General features: G+C 63.9%; 13 protein-coding genes. 10 read left to right on the forward strand and 3 right to left on the reverse strand.

Annotated features, from left to right (window positions below):
• The first annotated feature begins 27 nt into the window (after nt 1-27).
• Together FGK63_RS16425 and FGK63_RS16430 are read left to right on the forward strand one after the other, a co-directional pair.
• On the forward strand, nt 28-3315 hold the full coding sequence (locus tag FGK63_RS16425; protein ID WP_138844245.1) for an adenylate/guanylate cyclase domain-containing protein: 3288 nt from the start codon (nt 28-30) through the stop codon (nt 3313-3315).
• Between the two features lie 62 nt (nt 3316-3377).
• Complete coding sequence (locus tag FGK63_RS16430) at nt 3378-4517, forward strand: hypothetical protein (RefSeq protein ID WP_138844247.1); 1140 nt, start codon at nt 3378-3380, stop codon at nt 4515-4517.
• Nucleotides 4518-4576: 59 nt separating this feature from the next.
• On the opposite strand, the gene FGK63_RS16435 is transcribed toward FGK63_RS16430, so the two are convergent.
• Nucleotides 4577-8170 carry a flavoprotein gene (locus FGK63_RS16435; RefSeq protein ID WP_138844249.1) on the reverse strand — a complete coding sequence of 1198 codons (3594 nt, stop codon included), beginning with the start codon at nt 8168-8170 and terminating at the stop codon, nt 4577-4579.
• Between the two features lie 343 nt (nt 8171-8513).
• Between FGK63_RS16435 and FGK63_RS16440 the strand changes: the two genes are divergently transcribed.
• Entirely contained in the window at nt 8514-10436 is a 1923-nt protein-coding gene (locus FGK63_RS16440; protein ID WP_138844251.1) for an FAD-binding monooxygenase, read from the forward strand.
• 5 nt (nt 10437-10441) lie between these two features.
• Here FGK63_RS16440 and FGK63_RS16445 read toward each other — a convergent pair whose 3' ends face one another.
• A complete protein-coding gene (locus FGK63_RS16445) occupies nt 10442-11302 on the reverse strand; it encodes a LysR family transcriptional regulator (protein ID WP_138844253.1) in 861 nt (286 codons plus the stop codon).
• Between the two features lie 91 nt (nt 11303-11393).
• On the opposite strand from FGK63_RS16445, the gene FGK63_RS16450 reads away from it, so the two are divergent.
• The 7 genes from FGK63_RS16450 to FGK63_RS16480 all read left to right on the forward strand — a co-directional run bounded on the left by FGK63_RS16450 (nt 11394) and on the right by FGK63_RS16480 (nt 19306).
• Entirely contained in the window at nt 11394-12845 is a 1452-nt protein-coding gene (locus FGK63_RS16450; RefSeq protein WP_138844255.1) for an aldehyde dehydrogenase family protein, read from the forward strand.
• Nucleotides 12842-13855 carry a membrane dipeptidase gene (locus FGK63_RS16455; RefSeq protein ID WP_138844257.1) on the forward strand — a complete coding sequence of 338 codons (1014 nt, stop codon included), beginning with the start codon at nt 12842-12844 and terminating at the stop codon, nt 13853-13855. The genes FGK63_RS16450 and FGK63_RS16455 overlap by 4 nt, the downstream gene beginning before the upstream one ends.
• A gap of 47 nt (nt 13856-13902) precedes the next feature.
• Entirely contained in the window at nt 13903-15450 is a 1548-nt protein-coding gene (locus FGK63_RS16460; RefSeq protein WP_138844259.1) for a BCCT family transporter, read from the forward strand.
• A 50-nt stretch (nt 15451-15500) separates the two neighbouring features.
• The gene (locus FGK63_RS16465) at nt 15501-17171 is read left to right on the forward strand and encodes a hypothetical protein (protein ID WP_138844261.1); all 1671 of its coding nucleotides are present in this window, start codon (nt 15501-15503) and stop codon (nt 17169-17171) included.
• Nucleotides 17165-17869, forward strand: a complete 705-nt coding sequence (locus FGK63_RS16470; protein ID WP_171052683.1) for a DUF3726 domain-containing protein — start codon at nt 17165-17167, stop codon at nt 17867-17869. The genes FGK63_RS16465 and FGK63_RS16470 overlap by 7 nt, the downstream gene beginning before the upstream one ends.
• A gap of 12 nt (nt 17870-17881) precedes the next feature.
• Nucleotides 17882-18244 carry a RidA family protein gene (locus FGK63_RS16475; protein ID WP_138844265.1) on the forward strand — a complete coding sequence of 121 codons (363 nt, stop codon included), beginning with the start codon at nt 17882-17884 and terminating at the stop codon, nt 18242-18244.
• 72 nt (nt 18245-18316) lie between these two features.
• Nucleotides 18317-19306: an Ldh family oxidoreductase gene (locus FGK63_RS16480; RefSeq protein WP_171052684.1), complete on the forward strand. Its 990-nt coding sequence runs from the start codon at nt 18317-18319 to the stop codon at nt 19304-19306.
• A 5-nt stretch (nt 19307-19311) separates the two neighbouring features.
• On the opposite strand, the gene FGK63_RS16485 is transcribed toward FGK63_RS16480, so the two are convergent.
• The gene (locus FGK63_RS16485) at nt 19312-20691 is read right to left on the reverse strand and encodes an aspartate aminotransferase family protein (protein ID WP_138844269.1); all 1380 of its coding nucleotides are present in this window, start codon (nt 20689-20691) and stop codon (nt 19312-19314) included.
• Nucleotides 20692-20831 lie beyond the last annotated feature (140 nt).

The raw sequence follows: 20831 nt of genomic DNA on the forward strand, positions 1-20831 counted from the left end.
GCTGGTGGGGAAGCCCGGAGGATTCCGATGTCAGAAGACCTACGGGAGTGGTTGCGCGCGCTTGGATTGGCCGACTACACGGATGCGTTCCTGGAGAACCGAATTGACCTCGCGATCCTGCCGGATCTGAGCGACGAGGATCTGCGCGAAATCGGCGTGACGGCCCTGGGCGACCGCCGCAGGCTGATGCGGGCCATTGCTCAGCTCGAAGTCGTCGAAACGGTGCAGCCTTTCGAGCCTGGATCCCCGCATGAACCGGCACGGCGTCAGGTGACGGTGATGTTTGCCGACCTGTCCGGGTTCACCCAACTGTCGAGCGGGCTGGATGCCGAAGATACCCACGCCATCCTGAACGGATTCTTCGAAAAGGCGGACGTCATCGTCGAAAAATTCGGCGGCCGGATCGACAAGCACATCGGCGACGCTGTGATGGCGGTGTTCGGAGCGCCGGTTTCGCACACGAACGACTCGGAACGTGCCGCCCGCGCCGCTTTGGAAATCCAGTCGACCTTGCCGACACTGGATCCGCCCCTGTCCTGCCATATCGGCATCGCATCCGGGCAGGTCATCGCCAGCAATACCGGCAGCGAAGCGCATACCGAATACACGATCACGGGTGACGGCGTGAACCTGGCATCCCGTCTGACGGAAATCGCGTCGCCCGGCGAAACGCTGGTGTCGCACGATATCCAGCGGGCTTTGGGGCCGCTGTTTGTTGGCGAGTCGATCGGCGTTCAATCGATCAAGGGCCTGCACGACCGCGTCGAGGTCTGGCGCCTGTCCCGGCTGGCGCAGAACATGCGCACCCGGCGCCATCGTTTCATTGGAAGGGAACGGGAAATGTCCCTGTTCTCGGCCGCGTTCGAGAGGTGCCGGCAGCACGGCAAGGGCGAAGTCCACGTGTTGCTGGGCGAACCGGGCATCGGCAAGACCCACCTGTCGGAGGAAGTGGCTGAACTGGCCAAAAGCCTCACCTATTCGGTTCACAACGGCGTGGTGATGGACTTCGGCACGCGGGAGGGCCAGTCCGCGATCCAATCCGTCGTGCGGAGCTTGCTGGACCTAGACCACTCGGCCGATACCTCGGCCCGCGCAGTTGGGATCGAAGGCGCCCTGGACAAAGGCTGGATCAGCCCGGCAAACGGCGCGCATCTGAAGGCGCTGCTGGAAGTCGAGCAGGACGCCGGCATCTCGGAAGTCTATGCGGTGATGGACAATGAGACCCGCCTGCGCGGCCGCAGGATGGTCATCGACGAACTGATCCGGGCGCGTTGCCGCGAAACTCCGCTGCTAATCCAGATCGAGGACATACATTGGGCGCCTCCGGACGTTCTGACCGCCTGCGCCCATATGGCCGCGGCGACAAGGGACCTGCCTTGCGTGTTGATGATGACCAGCCGCGTGGATGGAGACCCGATATCGATGGACTGGCAGGCCGGGACGGACGGGGCGATGCTGTCCAAGCTCGAACTGTCCGCGCTGAAGGAGGACGACGCGCGTCAACTGATCAAGGAATTCACCGCCGTCGATACCGAGCTTCTTGAGACGTGCATCGAACGCGCCGGCGGCAACCCGCTGTTTCTGGAGCAATTGCTGAGAAACATGGACGTTCTGAAGCAGGATACCGTGCCCGGCAGCATTCAGGGCATCGTGCAATCCAGGCTGGATGCTCTGGACCACGCCAGCCGTACGGCCATTCAGGCGGCTTCGGTGCTGGGGCAACGGTTTTCGCCGGAGGCGCTGAAGTTCCTCTTGAACGAACAGCACCTGGATACGTCCCACCTGATCCGGTCCGCATTGGTCCGCGAAACCGGCGCCGACCTGATCTTTGCGCACGCGCTGATCAGGGACGGGTCCTACGAGACCCTCATCAAGTCCGAACGCAACCGCCTGCACGCCAGGGCGGCCGAGTGGTTCCAGGACCGCGACGCCACGCTTAGGGCGCGGCACCTGGACCGGGCCGGCGCGCCGGTCGCGGCCAAGGCCTATCTCGATGCGGCGGAGAACCTGATCCAGGCCTATCAGTTCGACGAGGCCGGCCCCCTGATCGAACGTGGGCTGGAACTGGCCACCACTCCTGATGTCCGGTTCGACCTGCTTTGCGCCCGGAGCGAGACCCTACGCCTGCAAGGGTTTTCGGCCGATGCCCTGAAGGAATTCGGCGCTGCCGCGGCATTGGCGGAAACCGACGAACAGCTGTGCCGCGCCCATATCGGCCTCGCCCAGGCGGCGCGCCAGGCGAGCCTGTACCAGGAGGCGCTGCAAAGCCTCGAACTGGCCGAGACCGCGGCGCAAAGAAGCGGTTCGGAACGCGATGTCGCGCAGATCAACTATGTCAGGGGCAACATCTATTTTCCGCTGGGGCGCTTCAAAGAGGCGCTGGACAGCAACGAGAACGCGCTGTCGATCGCCCGCAAGCTGGGATCGGCCCGTCTCGAGGTCGGCGCTCTGAGCGGGTTCGGGGATGCCAACTTCATGAACGGCACGATGCAGACGGCTGCCGAGTATTATACGCAGGCCGTCGAGCGCGCCCGGGAAAAGGGTTTGGTCCGGGATCTGGCGGCGAACCTGCACAACCTGAGCGTCGCCCGCAGCTATTCCGGTAACGTGGCGCAAGGCAAAAGCGACGCGCGCGAGGCGGTCGAGATCTCGCAGAAATACTTTGCCTTCGTGCCGGAATGCGTCGCCCAGACATGCCTTGGCGTCGCCTGCACGTTCCTGGGAGAACTGGACGAGGCGCTGGACGTGTTCGCGAAATCCGCCGAAATCGCCCGGCGGGTGGGGGCCAAGCGGCTGGAAGCGCAGGCGCTCGAACATCTGGCCCGCACGCAGGTCTATGCGGGTCTGAACGGAGAGGCCGAGAAAACCGGTCAGGAAGCCGTGCAGGTCGCCCTCGAGCATGGCCGGAATTTCGTCGGGCCCAAGGCCGTTTCGGCGCTGGCGATGGCGTTGGACGATCCGGGCGAGCAGGATCGGCTTTTGCAACTGGGTTCGGAAATCATCGCCGAAGGCTGCGTGGGGCACAGCCACCTGCATTTCTACGCCGACGGGATCGCCGTCAAACTGGATCGCGGGGAATGGGATGCCGCGCTTGAATTCGCCGCCGCGCTGGAAAATTTCACCGCGAAGGAGCCGCTGCCGATGGTGGATCTTTCCATCCGCCATGCCCGGTACATGGCGGAACGCGGCCGCAATGGGTCGGACCCGAATTCAGAATCCGAGTACAATTCGCTGCGGGACCAATTTCAGTCGATGGGCATAACTCAATCCTTGGTCGGGCGTCTGGAACCGGCGCCAACCGGGGCTGCGGCGTAGGAAGACGCGAAATAGCGACGGGCGAAAGAGGCGGGTTCGCACCGCCGGGAACAGGGGGCGGGATGAGCGTGGAAAAGGTGATCTGGAGTGTGTCGGGTGCGATCTCGCTGGTTCTGATGTTCATACTCTACATGCTTTGGGTCAAGATGAACCACTTCGAGGGCGATCCGACGCAACTGCCGGACGAGGCGGCCGTAGAAAACTACCTGCAATCCAATGGGCTCGATCCGGAATACCGGGTCCGGACGGGCATCTTCATCCAGTCGCTGAACTTCCTGGGCGCCAGCGATGTTCAGATCAGCGGGTATATCTGGCAGCACTACGAACACGGCAAGCACGACGCGATCAAGCCCGCGCCGGGCGAGATCGGTTTCCTGCTGCCCGAAGCCGTGGACGTGGCGGACGCGATACTGGAAGAAGCTTACCGGATCCAACAGTCCAGCGGTGAATTGATCGGGTGGTATTTCGAGCAGAGGCTGCGCCAGTCGTTCGACTACACCAACTACCCTTTCGACCACAAAACCGTTTGGGTCCGGTTCTGGCCCAAGGAATTCGACGCGGAAATCGTTCTGGTGCCCGATTTTTCGGCCTATCCCCATACCGGTCTCGGAGACATATTCGGCATCGACGAGCGTATCGTCATGGGAACCTGGGAGCGCGAGAACACCTTTTTCGACTACAAGCTGTCGGATCTCGACACGAACCTTGGGATCGAAAAGAACCGGGTTCGCGAGGAACTGCCGGAACTGCACTACAATTTCGTCATCAAGCGGAAGTTCGAGAACGCCTTCATCGTTCACATGGTGCCGCTATTCGTGGTCACGACACTGTTGTTCGGCGCGGTCATGACCGTGACGCGCAGGCAGACGCTGGTCGACCGGCACGATTTCAGCACGTCCACGGTCATCGGAACCTGCTCGGTCCTGTTCTTCGTCGTCCTGCTTGCGCATGTCCAGTTGCGCGAAGGTTTCGCGGGATCGCCGGTGATCTACATGGAGTATTTCTATTTCCTGATGTACATGCTCCTGCTCGGGGTCTCGGTGAACACCTATCTGTTCGTGGCCGAGGCCATGCCGTCGCTCTGGATCATCCACTACAAGGACAACCTGATCCCGAAGGCGGCATTCTGGCCAGTGGTGCTGGCCTGCATGGTGGCAATCACGGCCTACTGCCTGAGTTTGCAGCCGACGCAGCCGGCATGACATCCGGCGCGCGGCAGCGCCGCCGGACCTGATTCCGTGACCGGCCGGTCAATTGCCGGTCAATGCGTCGCCTCGTAACCGGGTTTCAGTTCCCCCTGCGCCATGTCCAGCGTGTATTCGGACACGATATCCGAGGTGCCGTCTTCCAGCTTGCGCAGGTGTTGCGCCGGATCTGCAATCACGTAGACGAAGGCTGGTTCGGTCGCGCCGTTGACCACGATGTTGATCTTCTTGCGCAAATACACGTTCTCGTCCGAGCCGGCGCCGTGATAGCCTTCGAGCTTGTCGAGCTCTTTCAGGCCAGAAGCCGTGACCCGATACGCCTCGCCCTTGACCGACCGCCCGCGGCCCTTGACATCGACCAGCACCGCCATCCGGTGAAGGTAGGCGCAGTTCGGGTTGTCGCAGAACGGTTCCTTCGGAACGATCAGCGGCATCGGTTGCCGCGTCACGGCGGTTCCGACGAAGTCGTCCAGCACCTTCTTGTGATCGTCGTGGTTGGGAAAGCCCTGCTTCAATGACCCGTAGGTGAAGTAGAGGTAGGTGGGCTCGACCTCGTCGATCAGTTCCCGCGCCTCGCCTTCACGCGGTTCCGGCGGGGCGACGTCGTGCGTCGCGCCCCATTCGGTCAGCATCGCCCGGATGTCGTCCGACACATCGACGGTTTCCATGAAATGGATGCAGGAGGTCGCGTCGATTCCATCCGCGTCGAGCAGCATTCTGACCATTTCGGCCGAGTTGTTCATCACCGCGACATGCAGGCTGGTGAAGCCGTGGTCGTTCACGGCGTTCACGTTGATGCCACGGTCGATCAGGTCCCTAGCGGCTTCCAGATCCGGCAGTCCGAGGTCGAGACCATTCTCGTTCATCTCGCCTTCGCCCCCCGCCGCGTAATGCAGCAAGGTGTCGCCGGTGTGGTCGTCAATGATGTTGATGCCGACGACCTCTTCGTCGATCGCCCGGAAAACCCGTTTCCACTGGCTGTATTCGTCCGAGGCCGCCGCCTCCTTTGCCCATTTGATGATGCGATGTTCCTGGTCGTCGAGTTCGTCGAAGGCTTCTTCCAGGGCCACCATGATCTGATCCGGCGTCGCCATCATGCCGACGCCCATCATGCCGTTGGACAACCTGCCCTCGCGCGGGCCGGCAAAGTCCACGCCCAGGGTCTTCAGCCTTTCCACGTTGTTCTGTGTTGTGATGTTGTTCCACATGTTGGTGTTGCAGGCGGGGCAGAGGATCACCGGCTTTTTCTGATACTGCCAGGCGACGAAGACCGAGGTCAGCAGGTTGTCCGCGATGCCGTTGGCGATCTTGCCCATGGTGTTGCAGGTCACCGGCGCCACGATCACGCAATCGGCCCAGTCGCACAGCGCCAGGTGCGAGGCGCGCAGGGGCATGCCGAACTCGATGTAGCGAAAGTTCCACTCGTCATCGTCGCGGTAATAGTCGCTGTGCTTGATCTTCTTGGCGATCCTTTCGGCGCCGAAATCCCTGAAGAATTTCTCGGCCGCGACCGACGGGATCAGTTTGACGTTGTGGCCCGCATCGGTGAGCCGTTCCACGAGTTCCGGTATCTTGTCGGCGGCGGAAGAGCCGCAGGCGCAAAGCAGGACGTTTCTTTTTCCGTTGCGCGGATCGGTCAATCCGCCTTTCGGATAGCCGAAGATGTTCTTGTCGAGACTGGGCGATTGATGCCGCAGCAGGACGGGCAACCCGGCCTCGTGGATCCTTTCCTGCAAGGTTCCGGACAGGATCATGTCGACGATGTCGGACCGCTTTCCCATGCACTCGCCCTGGAAGTAGAAATACGGGACCGTGTCCTTGCCGCTCAGGGCCATCAGCTGCTTGCGCATTTTCATCGCGGTGGCGCCGTGCCCGGCGACATCGACCAGACGCACGTCCGTCACGCCGATGTTCGACAGAATGCTCTTGAGCATGTAGGACCACGGGTCGTCATCCGAATAGAACAGAACGATCGGGTTTTCGGCGATCATCCGGGCGACGTTGCTGGGGTCTTCGGCAGGTTCGCGTTCCTCGAGCACCAGCATGGCCGGGTCTTCCAGATCGCGCAGGCCGTTGAATATGTTCTCGCGCGGCGCCTGCCAAACCTGGGAGGTGGCGGGGCTCATGTCCACCACGGTGACAAGGTCGGTGTCCTCGTCATAGGCGATGCAAAGGCACCAGAACTCTTCCAGAAGCGCGGTTTCGCGATATACGTTCGCCGGAGGGCGGATGACTTCGAAGCCGAGCACGCGGTTGAAGTCGATGTTGATCATCAGGTGACGGCCTTCGTGCACGTTCAGGCTCAGCAGTTGCGCCTTGAACCACTCTTCCGGCGTCATCGCGTCGTCGCCGGGACGGTCGGAATAGCCCCGATACTCGGCCTCAAGGTGCAGTTCGGTCGTTTGCGCCAGGTATTGCCGGGCAATCGTGTGCATTTCCCTGGCGGTGGACACTCGGCTCAGCGTTTCCGTGTAGGACGCCGTGGTGGCCAGCAAGAGCTTGTCTTCGTTGACCTGTGGATCGCCCAGGATGGCAAGGCTTTCCGCAAGCACGCCGAGGCTGTTCAGGTTGGGGGCAGCGCGCCTGAACAGATTGCGGCTCTTGTTGCGGCCGCTGGTCAGGTAGCGGGTGCTGTCGACATAGTTGCAGTCCTGTTTCAGGCTGTCCAACCGGGTGGTCACGGCCTGACGCGCCGAGAAGCGCAATATTCCGCGCGACCGCATCGACGTTCCGTCGCGGTCGGACATCGCGTCGTACAGCCGGTCGACCGTCGTCACCCACAGCTTGCCGTATTTCTCGGGATGCACGTCCATCATGTGAACCAGACCGGTGCTGGGATTGCACTTGGCGATGATCGCGAAATGCCCGCCCGGCATCGTCGGTTTCCCGTGCGCCATGCCGACCTGGAAATTCGCCACCAGAATATCGTTGTCGCCGCCCAGCCGGTTCGACTCGTCGATCGCGTTCAACAGATGTTCGACCGACGTGGTGGCTTCGTCCATGAAATAGGCCTGGACCTGCACCAGTTCGCGCAGGCCCTGCGAATGAATGTAAGTGCAGGCGACGTCGAACAGCTCGCCCAGCGATATCCCGTCATTCACGATATAGGCGGTCGGCAACTGGCATTCGCGGAAGATGTCGTTGACCTCGCAGGTGAAGCCAAGCGCCGACATGCTGAGCGCGGCCGCGGTCACGCTGCAGCAATTGATCGGTTGCTGGAAGTTCTGCATGTGTACGGCCACTAGGTCGCCGAACAGGGTCGCGAAACACTCCTGGCGCATTTCCATCGGCAGTTCGAACCATTGCTCGCTCGACAGGTAGGCAAGCTTGGTCCCGGGTTGCGCTACTGCGTCCAGGCTGACCGGGATGTCGAAGATTTCCAGATGCTCTTCGTAGAAATAGTCGCCTTCATCCGCTGTCGCGAGTTCGGTGTCGTTCTGCCGGAGGCGGACCTCGCCCTTCAGGACGACATACATCCCCTTCGCCGGCAGAACGGTTTCCTCGGCGATCTCCAGTACGGTGAAATGCGGCTTTATGTGCGAGGGGTCGCCCGTGGCCCGGTCGCTGTGAAAGGCCGACAGGACCATCGACCATTCGACTTCGGTGAGCGCAGGCGCGCTTTTCGTTGAGATCGGCTCCTTGGAAACCATGCTTTCCCCCCACTGGTTTTGCAGTTGTGCCTCTTGGACAGATGAGACTTTTGGAATCTGGAACTTGGCAGTCGGTCTTTGTCGGCTGACGACTGGGCCGGTCGGGACAAGCTTGCGCAACCGGGATCGGCGTCAAAACGGGCGCGCCAATCCGCGGTGCCGGAACGCGCATTGGCCAATACACTAGACGAAATGGTCGAAAAATTCACTTTTAATCTGAGCGTAGCGGCCTTTGGCTATCCGGCGCGGCCCGTGTTTCGCATGGGGCCACTGGATTTGTGGATGCTCTGCTTGGTATTTCTGAAACCGGGAAAGCCCGGCCTTCGGAAAATGGGGAGAAGCGATGCAATACCATCTGAACGGGTTCCGGCCCGGCGATCCGGACGTTTTCGAGGCTGCGCGGGATCGCAACCGCGCCGATGCCGCGAAGGGCCTGCCGGACAAGGTCGATGTGCTGATCGTCGGTTGCGGCCCCGCAGGGCTGTGCCTGGCGGCGCAACTTGCCAGGTTCCCGGAAATCGACACCCGGATCGTCGAACAGAAGCCGGGGCCGATGGAGAAGGGGCAGGCCGACGGCATCAACCTCCGTTCGATGGAGATGTTCCAGGCCTTCGGCTTTGCCGACAAGGTCAAACGCGAGGCCTATTGGGTCAACGAGACCACGTTCTGGAAACCCGATCCCGGAAACCCCAGGCACATCTTTCGGTGCGGGCGGGTGCAGGATGTCGAGGACGGCCTGTCCGAGATGCCGCATACGCTCATGAACCAGGCGCGGGTGCATGACATGTTTCTCGACATCATGCGGAACTCGCCGTCGCGGCTTGAACCGGACTATTCGCTGCAGGTGCAGGATCTGGTGGTGGACCCGGACGCCGGGGACTACCCGGTTACGGTGCGTCTGGTGCGAACCGATCCCGACCGGGACGGGCAAACCGGAACCATCCGCGCCAGATATGTCGTGGGCTGCGACGGCGCCCGCAGCAGCGTGCGCGAGGCGATCGGCGGTCGGCTGCACGGGGATTCGGCCCACCAGGCCTGGGGAGTGATGGACGTGCTGGCGGTTTCGGATTTCCCCGACATCCGCATGAAATCGATCATCCAGTCCAATCGCGAGGGCAATATCCTCGTTCTGCCGCGCGAGGGCGGCCACATGGTCCGGCTTTATGTCGAACTGGACAAGCTCAGCGAAGGCGAGCGTGTCGGCAGTCGCGACCTGACCGTCGATCACATGATCGCCGCGGCAAACCGGATTCTGGTGCCCTATTCGATCGACGTCAAAGAAGTTGTCTGGTGGTCGGTCTACGAGATCGGCCACAGGCTGACCGACAAGTTCGACGACGTGCCCGCCGAAGAGGTCGCAACCAGAACGCCCCGGGTCTTCACCGCCGGCGACGCCTGCCACACGCACAGCCCCAAGGCGGGGCAGGGCATGAACGTCTCGATGGGCGACACTTTCAATCTGGGCTGGAAGCTGATCTCGGTTCTGACCGGCCGATCCGCGCCCGACCTTCTGCATTCCTATTCTCGGGAACGCCGCGCCGCCGCGCAGGGGTTGATCGACTATGACCACAAATGGGCCCGGATCGTCAGCGCGCCGCCGGGCGAGACCGATCCGGAAGACGCGGACATGCCGCGGTTCCAGAGACAGTTCATCGAAGGCGGCCGTTTCACCGCGGGCCTCACGATCCGGTACGAACCTTCGGCACTGATCGGCGATGGCGCCTGGCAGGGTCTGGCGACGGGGTTTGAAATCGGCACCCGGTTCCACTCGGCCCCTGTGATCCGTCTTGCCGATGCAAAGCCGATGCATCTTGGCCATACGGTCGAGGCCGACGCCCGCTGGCGGCTTTACGCTTTCAATGGGGCTGGCGATCCCCACGCAAGGGATTCGGCGATGCACAGGCTATGCGACTTTCTTGAAAACGATCCGACTTCGCCCATCCTGACGCATACACCCCATGGCGGGGACGTGGACGCGGTCATCAGCCTTTTTGCCGTGTTTCAGCAGGGCTTCCGGGATCTGGCCTTCGAAAAGATGCCTGCGCTGCTGCGCCCGAACGTGGGCCGCTACGGTCTTGTCGAATACGAAAAGGTGTTCTGTGCGGATCTGAAAAGCGGCGACGACATTTTCGACATGCGCGGCATCGACCGTGACAAGGGTTGCCTGGTGATCGTCCGCCCGGATCAGCATGTCGCGAACGTCCTGCCGCTTGAGGCCCGCAAGGACCTTTCCAAGTTCTTCAGCGGGTTCCTGCTGCCCGCCTGACCGCCCTACAAGGCGGCCCAGAACGCGCCCACGGCCGGGCTGAACCTGCGCTCGGGGTTCGAGATTTTGCGCAGCGCCCGACGCGTTTGCGGGTCGTTCGGGGCCACGAAACTCAGTTCACCCGTCTCGGTGGCGACGGCGCTGCGCGGCAGCACCGAGGCGCCTAGACCCGCACGGATGAAGGACAGCAACGCGCTGGTGTTCCGGGCTTCGAGGTTGCAACTGGCCAGCGCCTCGGCCACGCCCGGATGCCTGACGAGTTGGCAGAGGGGGTTGGCGACCATCGGCTCGAGCCGCAGCAGATCCCATGACGCGGCGTCCCCCGACCGGACATGATGCGCGATCGGTCCGTCGGATCGGCAGGCGATGCCCAGATCGTCTTCGAGGATCGGAAGGCCATCCGCGTCATCGTCAATCGGCGACGATATGATGCCGATGTCGGCCTCGTCGAGCATGACCCGACGCCGCACCGCTTCGCTGTCGACATCGCTGATTTCCAGGCGCACGTCCGGGCGCTCGGCGCGAAACGCCGCGATGACGCCCGGCAGGACGGTCACAGTCGCCGAAGGGACCGCCGCGACCCTGACGGTTCCGGCGACCGAGGCGGCGTGGCGGCGGATCGCCCCGAGGCTGCGGGCGAAGGCGTCGGTGGCGCGGGCGCTTTCGTCAAGGACGAACTGTCCGAGAGGCGACAGGCGGTTCTTGCGGTCGGCTTCGAACAGCGGGGCGCCGATTTCGTCTTCCAGCTGCGCCAGCGTCATCGAAACCGCCGACGGCGTGCGCCCCAATGCATCCGCGGCGCCGGCCAGGTTTCCCTTTTCGGCCACGACGCGAAAGACCCGCAGCATCTCCAGTTTGATATTCATTTCAGATTTCCTGAAAGTTTATTCAATTCTTTCAGATTGCCTTAAGTTCGTCTTCGGGTCTAGCTATACCGCCATGAAAGACGAGACACCCATGACCGTATCCACAGGCATCTATATCGGCGGACGCTGGCAAGACGGCGCCGCGACGATCGAAAGCCGCAATCCCTCTGACATCTCCGATCTGATCGGACACTATGGCCAGGCCAGCGTGGCGCAACTGGACGAGGCGCTGGCTTCGGCGAAGTCCGCGCAGCCGCTCTGGTGGGCTGCGGGCGTGCAGAAACGGCACGACGTCCTGATGGCGATCGGAACCGAGCTGATGGCCCGCGCCGACGAGATCGGCCGGCTGTTGTCCCGCGAGGAAGGGAAGCCTTTGGCCGAAGGCAAGGGCGAAGTCTATCGCGCCGGTCAGTTCTTCACCTATTTCGCGGCCGAGGCGCTGCGGCTGCACGGCGATCTGGCCGAAAGCGTGCGCCCGGGCATCGAGATCGACGTCCGGCGCGAGCCGGTCGGCGTCGTCGCCATCGTCAGCCCCTGGAATTTCCCGATCGCCACGCCGGCCTGGAAGATCGCTCCGGCACTCGCCTTCGGCAATGCGGTGATCTGGAAACCGGCGAACCTGACGCCGGCGAGCGCGGTCGCCCTGACCGAGATCATCGCGCGGCAGGACATCCCGGCCGGCCTGTTCAACCTTGTGACGGGCGCCGGGCGCGACGTCGGCCAGCAGCTTGTCGAAAGCCCGCAAGTGGATGCTATCAGCTTTACCGGTTCCGTGCCGGTCGGCCGCCAGATCGCCGCCTCGGCCATCGCCAACATGCCCAAGCTGCAGATGGAGATGGGTTCGAAGAACCCGTTCGTCGTCATGGACGACGCCGATCTGGATCTGGCCGTTGCCCATGCCGCCAACGCCGCCTTCGGCGGCACCGGGCAGAAGTGCACCGCCGCCTCGCGGCTGATCGTGCACGAAAAGATCCACGACGCCTTTGTCGAAAAGCTCGCCGCGGCCGCACGGGCTCTGAAAGTGGGACATGCGCTTGAAGACGGCACGCAGATCGGGCCGGTGGTCAGCGAAGGTCAGCTGAAGCAGAACCTCGACTATGTCTCCATCGGCCGCGAAGAAGGCGCCGAACTGGTCTGCGGCGGCGAACGGCTTGAGCGCGCGACCGAGGGCTATTACATGGCGCCGGCGGTCTTTGCGGGCACCCGCAACGACATGCGCATCAACCGCGAAGAGATGTTCGCGCCCGTCACCTGCGTCATCAAGGCCGGCAGCTATGACGAGGCGCTGTCCATCGCCAACGACAGCGAATTCGGCCTGACGGGCGGCATCATGACCCGCTCGCTGGCCCGCGCCAACCACTTCCGCGCCAACATGCGCGCAGGTTGCGTGATGGTGAACCTGCCCACGGCGGGCACCGACTATCACGTGCCCTTCGGCGGGCGCGGCGCGTCCTCCTATGGTCCGCGCGAACAGGGGCGCTACGCCGCCGAGTTCTTCACCACGGTCAAGACGGCCTATGTCGCTGCAGGAGCGCCGGAATGAGCGTGCGGATCGATGGCCTGCAATACGCCAACTGGTCGGAGAAGATCTTCCGCCAGATGCGGGATGGCGGCGTCGATGCGGTGCATGTCACCATCACCTATCACGAGAATTTCCGCGAAACCGTCCTGAACATCGAGCGCTGGAACCGCTGGTTCGAGCAGTTCCCGGACCTCATCTTTCAAGGGCGCACCGCGGCGGACGTGGCGCTGGCCCGGGAAACCGGGCGCACGGCCATCTTCTTCGGCTCGCAGAACCCGTCCTGCATGGAAGACGACATCGGCCTTGTAGAGGTCCTGCACACGCTGGGTCTGCGGTTCATGCAGCTGACCTACAACAACCAGTCGCTGCTGGCGACGGGCTGCTACGAGGACGAAGACACCGGCCTGACGCGCATGGGGCGCGAAGTCGTGGCCGAGATGAACAGGGTCGGCCTGGTCGTCGACATGAGCCATTCCGGCGAGCGGTCCACGCTCGACGTCATCGAGTTTTCCAGCCGCCCGATCGCCATCACTCACGCGAATCCGGCCAACTGGCACCCGGCCCTGCGGAACAAGTCGGATCGGGTGCTGGCTGCGCTGGCGGCAAGCGGCGGCATGCTGGGGCTGTCGCTCTACCCGCATCATCTGCAGGGCGGAAGCGGCTGCACGCTGGAGGCGTTCTGCGCCATGGCGGCGCGCACGGTCGAGGTGATGGGCCCCGACCGTGTCGCGATCGGCAGCGACCTTTGCCAGGACCAGCCGGATTCGGTGGTCGAATGGATGCGGGTCGGCCGCTGGACCAAGCGGATCGACTATGGCGAGGGCAGCGCGGCCGCGCCCGGCTTTCCGCCCATGCCGTCCTGGTTCCGGGACAACCGTGATTTCAGCCGGATCGCCGAAGGACTGCGCGCGACCGGAATGAGCGAAAGCGAAGTTGCCGGGCTGATGGGCGGCAACTGGCTTCGCTTCTTCGAGGAGAGCTTCGGCGCACAGCCTGGCAAGGCCAAGCCTGCCAACCGCGCCGCGGAATGAGGGGCCCGGAAGGGCCTGGGGAGATATCGGTTCGGGGAGGAACTGACATGAGCGATATCACGAACGCACGCGGCCCGGCCGCCCGGCTCGGCCGGGTAGACAAGCCGCTCTTTGCCGTTACCGGCGGGTTCATCCTGCTGTTCTGCCTGTTGGCGCTTCTCGACATCGACCTGCTGTCGTCCATTGTCGACTGGGGCTTCAACTTTGCGGCCACCTATTTCGGCCTCTACTGGCAGGTTCTGCTGCTCGCCACCTTCGTGATCGGGCTGGTCCTTTGCATCCTGCCGGGCGGTGGCGTCCGGCTGGGCCAACTGGACCGTCCCGAGTTCACCACCTTCCAGTGGGGCGCGATGATCATGTGCACGCTGCTGGCGGGCGGCGGCGTCTTCTGGGCCGCCGGCGAGCCGATCGCGCATTACCTGTCGACCCCGCCGCTGTTCGGTGACCTGAGCGCGGATCCGCAGGCGATGGCGAATGCGGCGCTGGCGCAGAGTTTCCTGCACTGGGGTTTCCTGGCCTGGGCGATCCTCGGCTCGCTGACCACGGTCATGCTGATGCATTACCACTACGACAAGGGCCTGCCGCTGGCGCCGCGGACCCTGCTTTACCCCGTCTTCGGAGACAGGGCGATCAATGGCTGGATCGGCCTCGTCGCGGATGCAAGCTGCATCATCGCCGTGGTTGCAGGCACCGTCGGACCCATCGGCTTTCTCGGTCTGCAGATGTCCTACGGCCTGAGCGCGCTGTTCGGCATCCCGGACGGCTTCACCACCCAGGCGGTCGTGATCCTTGCGCTGGTCAGCCTTTACACCATCTCGGCGATCACCGGCCTGACGAAAGGCATCAAGATCCTGTCGCAGGTCAACGTGATCCTCGCCTTTGCGCTGCTGGCGTTCATGCTGGTCGCAGGTCCGACCGGCGCGATCTTTGGCGGCTTCTTCGGCGGCATGGGCGTGTACCTGTCGAATTTCGTCGACATGGCGATGTTCCGTGGTGAATCCGGCATGTTCGGCGCGCCCGGCTGGCTTGGCTGGTGGACGGTGTTCTTCTGGGGCTGGTTCCTGGGTTACGGGCCGCTGATGGCGATCTTCATCGCCCGCGTCAGCCGTGGCCGTTCGATCCGGTCGATCGTCCTGATGCTGTCGATCGCTGCGCCGATCATCACCAACTTCTGGTTCACGATCATCGGCGGCACCGGCATCGCGCTGGAGCAGGCGACGCCGGGCGTCATCTCGGGGCCGTTCGAGGGGTTCAACCTGCCGGCAGGGCTTCTGGCGATCACCCAGGCCATGCCGATGGGCTTCCTGCTGTCGCTGCTGTTCCTGGTGCTGACGATGATCTTCGTCGCCACGACCAGCGACTCGATGAGCTTCGTCATCGCCACGTCGATGTCCGACGACAACCCGTCGCCCGCACTGCGCGCCTTCTGGGGCATCGCGATGGGGGTCATGGCGCTGATCCTGATTTCGACCGGATCCGGCGGCATCGGCAAGCTGCAAAGCTTCATCGTCGTCACTGCGGTTCCCGTGTCGCTGGTGCTGCTGCCCTCGATCTGGGACGCGGTGCGGATTACCCTTGCGCTCGGACGCAAGTAACGAAACGCCCGGGGGGCCATGCTCCCCCGGGCCAACCGCCGGGTTGACCGATGACCAAGCTTACCGCCGAAATCTCAGATATCCGTACCTCGTGCCGGTCGCCGGACCAGGTGATGCGGCTGTCACGCATGGGCAGCGCCCATCCGACACGGCTGTCGTTCCTGCGCGTGCTGCTGCGGCGGATGCAGCAGGAGAACTGGACCTTCGACCGGCCCGTGTGGGAGATCGACGGCTCCGGCGTGGGCCGCGCAGTCTACTGCGCGCGCGGGCCGCACCGCACCTACAGCCTCGTCGCTTTCGCACATGATCTGCCCGATCACATGCGCTCGGATCGCGTGATCGCCACCGCGTGGGATGCGACCTTTGCCCTGTTCGACGGGGTCCCGACGACGGATGACCTGGACCGGCTGCAGGCGAATGTCCCGCTGCAGGAGGCCGGCCGGATCGGCCCGTCCGAACTGTCGCTCAGCCGTGCGAACCGCTCGGTCCGCCTGTTCGCGCATGTCGTCGACAGCCTTGCCGAAGGGCGCCAGCCCGACCGGGCGGAGGTCGAGGCGGTTGGATATCTCATGCGCACGACCGCGGTCTACGGCTCGGGCAAGTTCGGCGCGGCGGATCGTGACCGGATCGCGGACCGTCCGGAAATGGCCGCGCCGTTTCAGGCGGAAATGCTGTCGGTCTGGCTGACGCGGGAATTCACGGTCGACATCGTCGAGCACCTGGCGACGGCGAAAGGCGGCGCCAAGGCGGTTCGCCTGGATCCCGAGATCAAGCGTGGCCTGGGTGTCGGCAATTCGACCGGGCTTGGCATGGCGCCGTTCCTGGTGCGTCATCCGGTTCTTCTGAACAACTGGATGGCCGCCCGCGAAGAGGCGCTGGCCCGGGTGCGAGCGCTGCCGTCGGCCACGCCCTCGCAGACCGCTGCGCTGCGCGATGCGCTGGACGCCGCGCGAGACAACGCGAAACTCTGGCGTTCGGACCATCCGATCCAGGTGACCAAGCTGGCCGACCTGCGCCGCGATCTCGACCGCATCACCGCGCGGCTGCAATCCTGGCCGGGCGGCGAGGATCATCCGTGGGACGCGCTCTGGCGTTGGGGCGACGCCTTGTCGCTCGAAGGGCAGGAGGCGCTGATTTCGCTTCTGCTTGAACCGCATGGCGATCTGATCGACGACCTGGCCCGGTCGATGAGCGCGGATGAGGCCGACTGGTTCCGCATCGACGGGTCGATGGAGGTGGGCGCTCTCTGCGCCTTGCTCGAGCGCGACTACGCTTGGGCGCTGGAAACAGACTTCGCCGACCCCGAAAACCAGGCGCGGTTCTGGTACGTATCGGAAGAAAAGCTGGAACCACGGTTCGGCGATCGTTTCGCTGACGAAGGGGCCGAGCGTGAGCAGCCGCTCTGCATCGCGCGGCTGGCCTCCGAACTCCACGTCGCGCTGGCGGCCTGGCGGGACCAGAAGATGGTGGCAGAATTCCTGCTTGAGCATCCCGAGCACCGCTACATGGTGCGCCGCGCGCAGGTGCTGCACGCGAACCCCTATGCCGAGGTGCGCGACAATCTGATCGCCGCCGACACGCTGCCGATCGACTTGATGCGCTGCAAACTGGCCTTCTTCGGCGCCAGCCGATTTGATCCGCGTTCGGACAAATGGGTGCGGATCAGCCTGTTCCAGGGCGAACCATATCCGTCCGAGATGAACCCGGAGGGACCATGCTGACCGAACGCAACGATCCGACAACATCCGGCTTCACGCCGCCGGCGACAGGCGATGCCAGCCTCTCCGGCAACGAGGTCGAGGCGCTGTGCTTCAAGGCGGCCCGGGGTGCGGGCATGTCCTGGGGCCTTGCGGAAGAGGCCGGTCACGCGGCCCGCTGGCTGCACGCCAGGGGTCTGGACGGAGCTGCGGCTCTGCTGGCGCATCTCGATTGGGCCAAGGACAAGTCCTGGAGCAAGGTGCGCCCGGTCGCGCCGGACGACATTCGCGCGCCGGACGGCGGCCTCATGTGCCCCGTGGCGCTGGGCGCGATGATTTCGGACATGGCGATGCCGTTTCGGGACACCGGCGACGTGGCAACCGGGCCGGTTCACCGGCCGATTCTGATCCTGCCGTTCATCCACCATGTCTGCCGCGGCCAGAATGCCGGTGTTCGGGTGACTGCGGCGGGGCAGACCGTCCAGGTCGCGCCGGACGGCTCGATCCGGGGCGAAATCGCGGCATTTGCGGCGATGGAGCACGCGGAACTGCATCTGTCGGCGGCACAGGACTCTGGGAAGCTGCCGGTTTTCCAGGCGACCGCCTTCGCCTTGCCTGCGGATACGCTGACCCGTCTCAACGACTATGCCATGCAGACAACCGTTCCGGCTTCGGACGCCTCGCGCGCGGATGCGGGGTCGGCCGGTGATGACAACGACTGAAAGGACCAAAACGTGACATTTCAAAGACTCGATCCCGGCGCACGCATGAGCGAAGCCGTCCGCGTTGGGGAAATCGCATTCCTCGCCGGCCAGATCCCCGACGACCTGACCGGTGACATCACGGCGCAGACGCGCGAAGTGCTTGCCAACATCGACGACGTTCTCGTAAGGCTCGGCGGAAGCAAGGCGGACCTCGTTTCCGTGCAGGTCTGGCTGGCGGACATGAGCGATTTTGCCGGCATGAACGCAGTCTGGGATGCATGGGTGGATCGACAGAACCCGCCGGCGCGCGCGACCGGCGGCGTCGCGCTCGCCCGTCCCGGCATGCGCGTGGAGATGATCGCGGTCGCACGGTTGCCTCAGGCTGCGGGTTGAAGCGCCGCGTTTCGCTCTCGCAGTGAAACGCGGTTGAGCGTAACTCTGTTGCAGGTACCAGGAGTGAGAGCGATGCAGATATCGGTGGCGGACATCGAACGGGCGAGCAGGGCGGCTCTGATCGCCCATGGGGCCGGTGACTGGCAGGCGACCGAGGTCGCCCGCGCCGTCGCCCGGGCGGAAGAGGTCGGCAACGTCATCTGCGGGCTCTACTACCTGGAAAGCTATTGCCGCCAGCTGGTGTCGGGCCGGGTGAACGGCACGGTCGAACCCGAAGTCACGGCAAGCCGGCCGGGCGCGGTCACCGTCGATGCCCGGTTCGGTTTTGCCCAACCGGCCTTCACGCGCGGACTGCCCCGCGCGGTGGGGGCTGCGCGGGCCAACGGCATCGCGAGCCTGGCTGTCGCGCATTCGCACACCTGCACGTCGCTGGGCTTTTTCACCGAGCAGATCGCTGCCGAGGGTCTTATCGGCATCGGATTCACCAACGCGTCCGCCATCGTTTCCGGGCCGGGCGGCAAGACGCCGGTGCTGGGCACCAACCCCATCGCCTTCACCCTGCCGGGCCCGAACGGCCCGGCGATGCATGCGGACTTCTCGACTGCCGCCGTGGCGCTGGGCAAGATCACCATGGCGCAGGCCGCCGGCGAAGAGATCCCGCTGGGCTGGGCTGTCGACGCGGACGGACAGCCTACCACCGACCCCAACGAGGCTCTGAAAGGATCGCTGGTCAGCGCGGCGGGCTACAAGGGCTGGTCGCTGGGCCTGCTGGTGGAGTTCCTTGCCGCCGGGCTGACGGGATCGGTGAATTCGCTGGACGTGCGGGGATTGAAGGCCGAAACCGGCCCGCCGCACGATCTTGGCCAGTTCTATATCCTGATCGACCCCGGCCTGCATGGCGGAACGCTCGCCGACAGCATCGCGCGTGTCGCAGGGGCCATCGGCGATGATCCCAGCGTTCGCATCCCCGGCAGCCGCAGCAAGAACCGCGATCCGGTGGAGGTGCCGCCCGAGTTGTGGGCGAAGGTCACGGGGCTGACCGAAGCGACGAGCGCGCCCTAGGCGCGCTACCCGCGTCCCAGCACCGTTTCCACGGCCCGTACCGTCGCGGCGACGACGGTATCCGCTTCGTCGCGGCTCAGGCAGAAGGGCGGCGCGAAGCCAAGGATGTCGCCCTGAGGCATCGCACGGCCGATGACCTTGTCCTGCTCCAGCAGTGTGGCTGCGACCCGTGCGCCGATCTTGTCGGCCGGATCGAAGAACTGGCGCCCGTCGCGGTCCTTCACGAACTCGACCGCGCAGAGCATGCCTTCGCCACGGACTTCGCCCACGTTGCCGTGATCCGACAGCGCCTCGGCCATGGTCTTGTTGAGATAAGCGCCCACGTCGCCCGCGTTCTGCACCAGATTCAAGCCGTCCAGCAGTTTCAGGTTCGCGACCCCGGCCGCCGCGCCGATCGGGTGGGCCGAATAGGTCCAGCCATGGCCGATCGGGCCGTTCTCGTCCGTGCCCTGCTCCAGCACTTTCCACACCCGATCGCCGACGATCGAGCCCGACAGCGGCGCATAGGCCGAGGTCAGGCCCTTGGCGATGGTGATGATGTCCGGTTCGATGCCGTAGTGATCCGAACCGAACATGGTGCCGAGACGGCCGAAACCGGTCACGACCTCGTCCGCCACCAGCAGGATGTCGTGCTTTCTGAGGACCGTCTGGATGGCCGGCCAATAGCCGGCGGGGGGCGGCACGATGCCGCCGGTGCCCAGAACCGGCTCTCCGATGAATGCCGCGATGGTGTCGGCGCCTTCGCGTTCGATCAGCGCCTCAAGCTCGGCCACGCAATGGGCGACGAACTGCTCTTCGGTTTGTTCGAGATTGTCGCGGCGGAAATAGTACGGCGCTTCGGTATGGATCACCTGTTCGATCGGCAGATCGAACTTCTTGTGGAACAGATCCAGACCCGTCAGCGAGCCTGTCACCAGACCCGAGCCGTGATAGCCGCGCCAGCGGGAAATGATCTTCTTCTTCTCAGGCCGCCCGAGGATGTTGTTGTAGTACCAGATCAGCTTGACGTTGGTTTCATTGGCGTCGGATCCGCCCAGGCCGAAATAGACCTTGGACATATTCTTTGGCGCCCGGTCCAGAATCATCCTGGCCAGCGTGATCGACGCCTCGGTGCCGTGGCCGACATAGGCGTGGTAATAGGCCAGTTCGCGCGCCTGTTCGGCGATGGCCTCGGCGATCTCCTGGCGGCCATAGCCCACGTTCACGCAATAAAGGCCGGCGAAGGCGTCGAGCAGCCTGTTCCCGTCGCGGTCTTCGATGAAGACGCCGCTTGCGGTTTTCACCACGCGGTTCGGGCTTTCGCCCCGGGCGTGCTGGGCTAGATGGGTCGAGGGATGAAAGAAAGCTTCGCGGTCCCATTGGTCCAACGTGTCGTTCTTCAGCATAGCCGTCTCCATCTTTCCGTAGGTGCGTATTGTTGTGCACAACAACGTATATTTCGCTTGATTCTGTCAAGGCGATCGCGAAAGAGTTTCGGCATTCGCCGTCAGTTGTATACGACGCCGGCGAGAATCAGCATAGGACA

The sequence above is a fragment of the Ruegeria sediminis genome (assembly GCF_005938215.1).
Classification (GTDB): Bacteria; Pseudomonadota; Alphaproteobacteria; order Rhodobacterales; family Rhodobacteraceae; genus Ruegeria; species Ruegeria sediminis.

What these genes read in the sequence shown, in the direction of transcription:
- FGK63_RS16425 (WP_138844245.1), top strand. Translation starts at nt 28, where the DNA reads ATGTCAGAAGACCTACGGGAGTGGTTGCGCGCGCTTGGATTGGCCGAC.
- FGK63_RS16430 (WP_138844247.1), top strand. Translation starts at nt 3,378, where the DNA reads ATGAGCGTGGAAAAGGTGATCTGGAGTGTGTCGGGTGCGATCTCGCTG.
- FGK63_RS16435 (WP_138844249.1), bottom strand. Translation starts at nt 8,170, where the DNA reads ATGGTTTCCAAGGAGCCGATCTCAACGAAAAGCGCGCCTGCGCTCACC.
- FGK63_RS16440 (WP_138844251.1), top strand. Translation starts at nt 8,514, where the DNA reads ATGCAATACCATCTGAACGGGTTCCGGCCCGGCGATCCGGACGTTTTC.
- FGK63_RS16445 (WP_138844253.1), bottom strand. Translation starts at nt 11,302, where the DNA reads ATGAATATCAAACTGGAGATGCTGCGGGTCTTTCGCGTCGTGGCCGAA.
- FGK63_RS16450 (WP_138844255.1), top strand. Translation starts at nt 11,394, where the DNA reads ATGACCGTATCCACAGGCATCTATATCGGCGGACGCTGGCAAGACGGC.
- FGK63_RS16455 (WP_138844257.1), top strand. Translation starts at nt 12,842, where the DNA reads ATGAGCGTGCGGATCGATGGCCTGCAATACGCCAACTGGTCGGAGAAG.
- FGK63_RS16460 (WP_138844259.1), top strand. Translation starts at nt 13,903, where the DNA reads ATGAGCGATATCACGAACGCACGCGGCCCGGCCGCCCGGCTCGGCCGG.
- FGK63_RS16465 (WP_138844261.1), top strand. Translation starts at nt 15,501, where the DNA reads ATGACCAAGCTTACCGCCGAAATCTCAGATATCCGTACCTCGTGCCGG.
- FGK63_RS16470 (WP_171052683.1), top strand. Translation starts at nt 17,165, where the DNA reads ATGCTGACCGAACGCAACGATCCGACAACATCCGGCTTCACGCCGCCG.
- FGK63_RS16480 (WP_171052684.1), top strand. Translation starts at nt 18,317, where the DNA reads ATGCAGATATCGGTGGCGGACATCGAACGGGCGAGCAGGGCGGCTCTG.
- FGK63_RS16485 (WP_138844269.1), bottom strand. Translation starts at nt 20,691, where the DNA reads ATGCTGAAGAACGACACGTTGGACCAATGGGACCGCGAAGCTTTCTTT.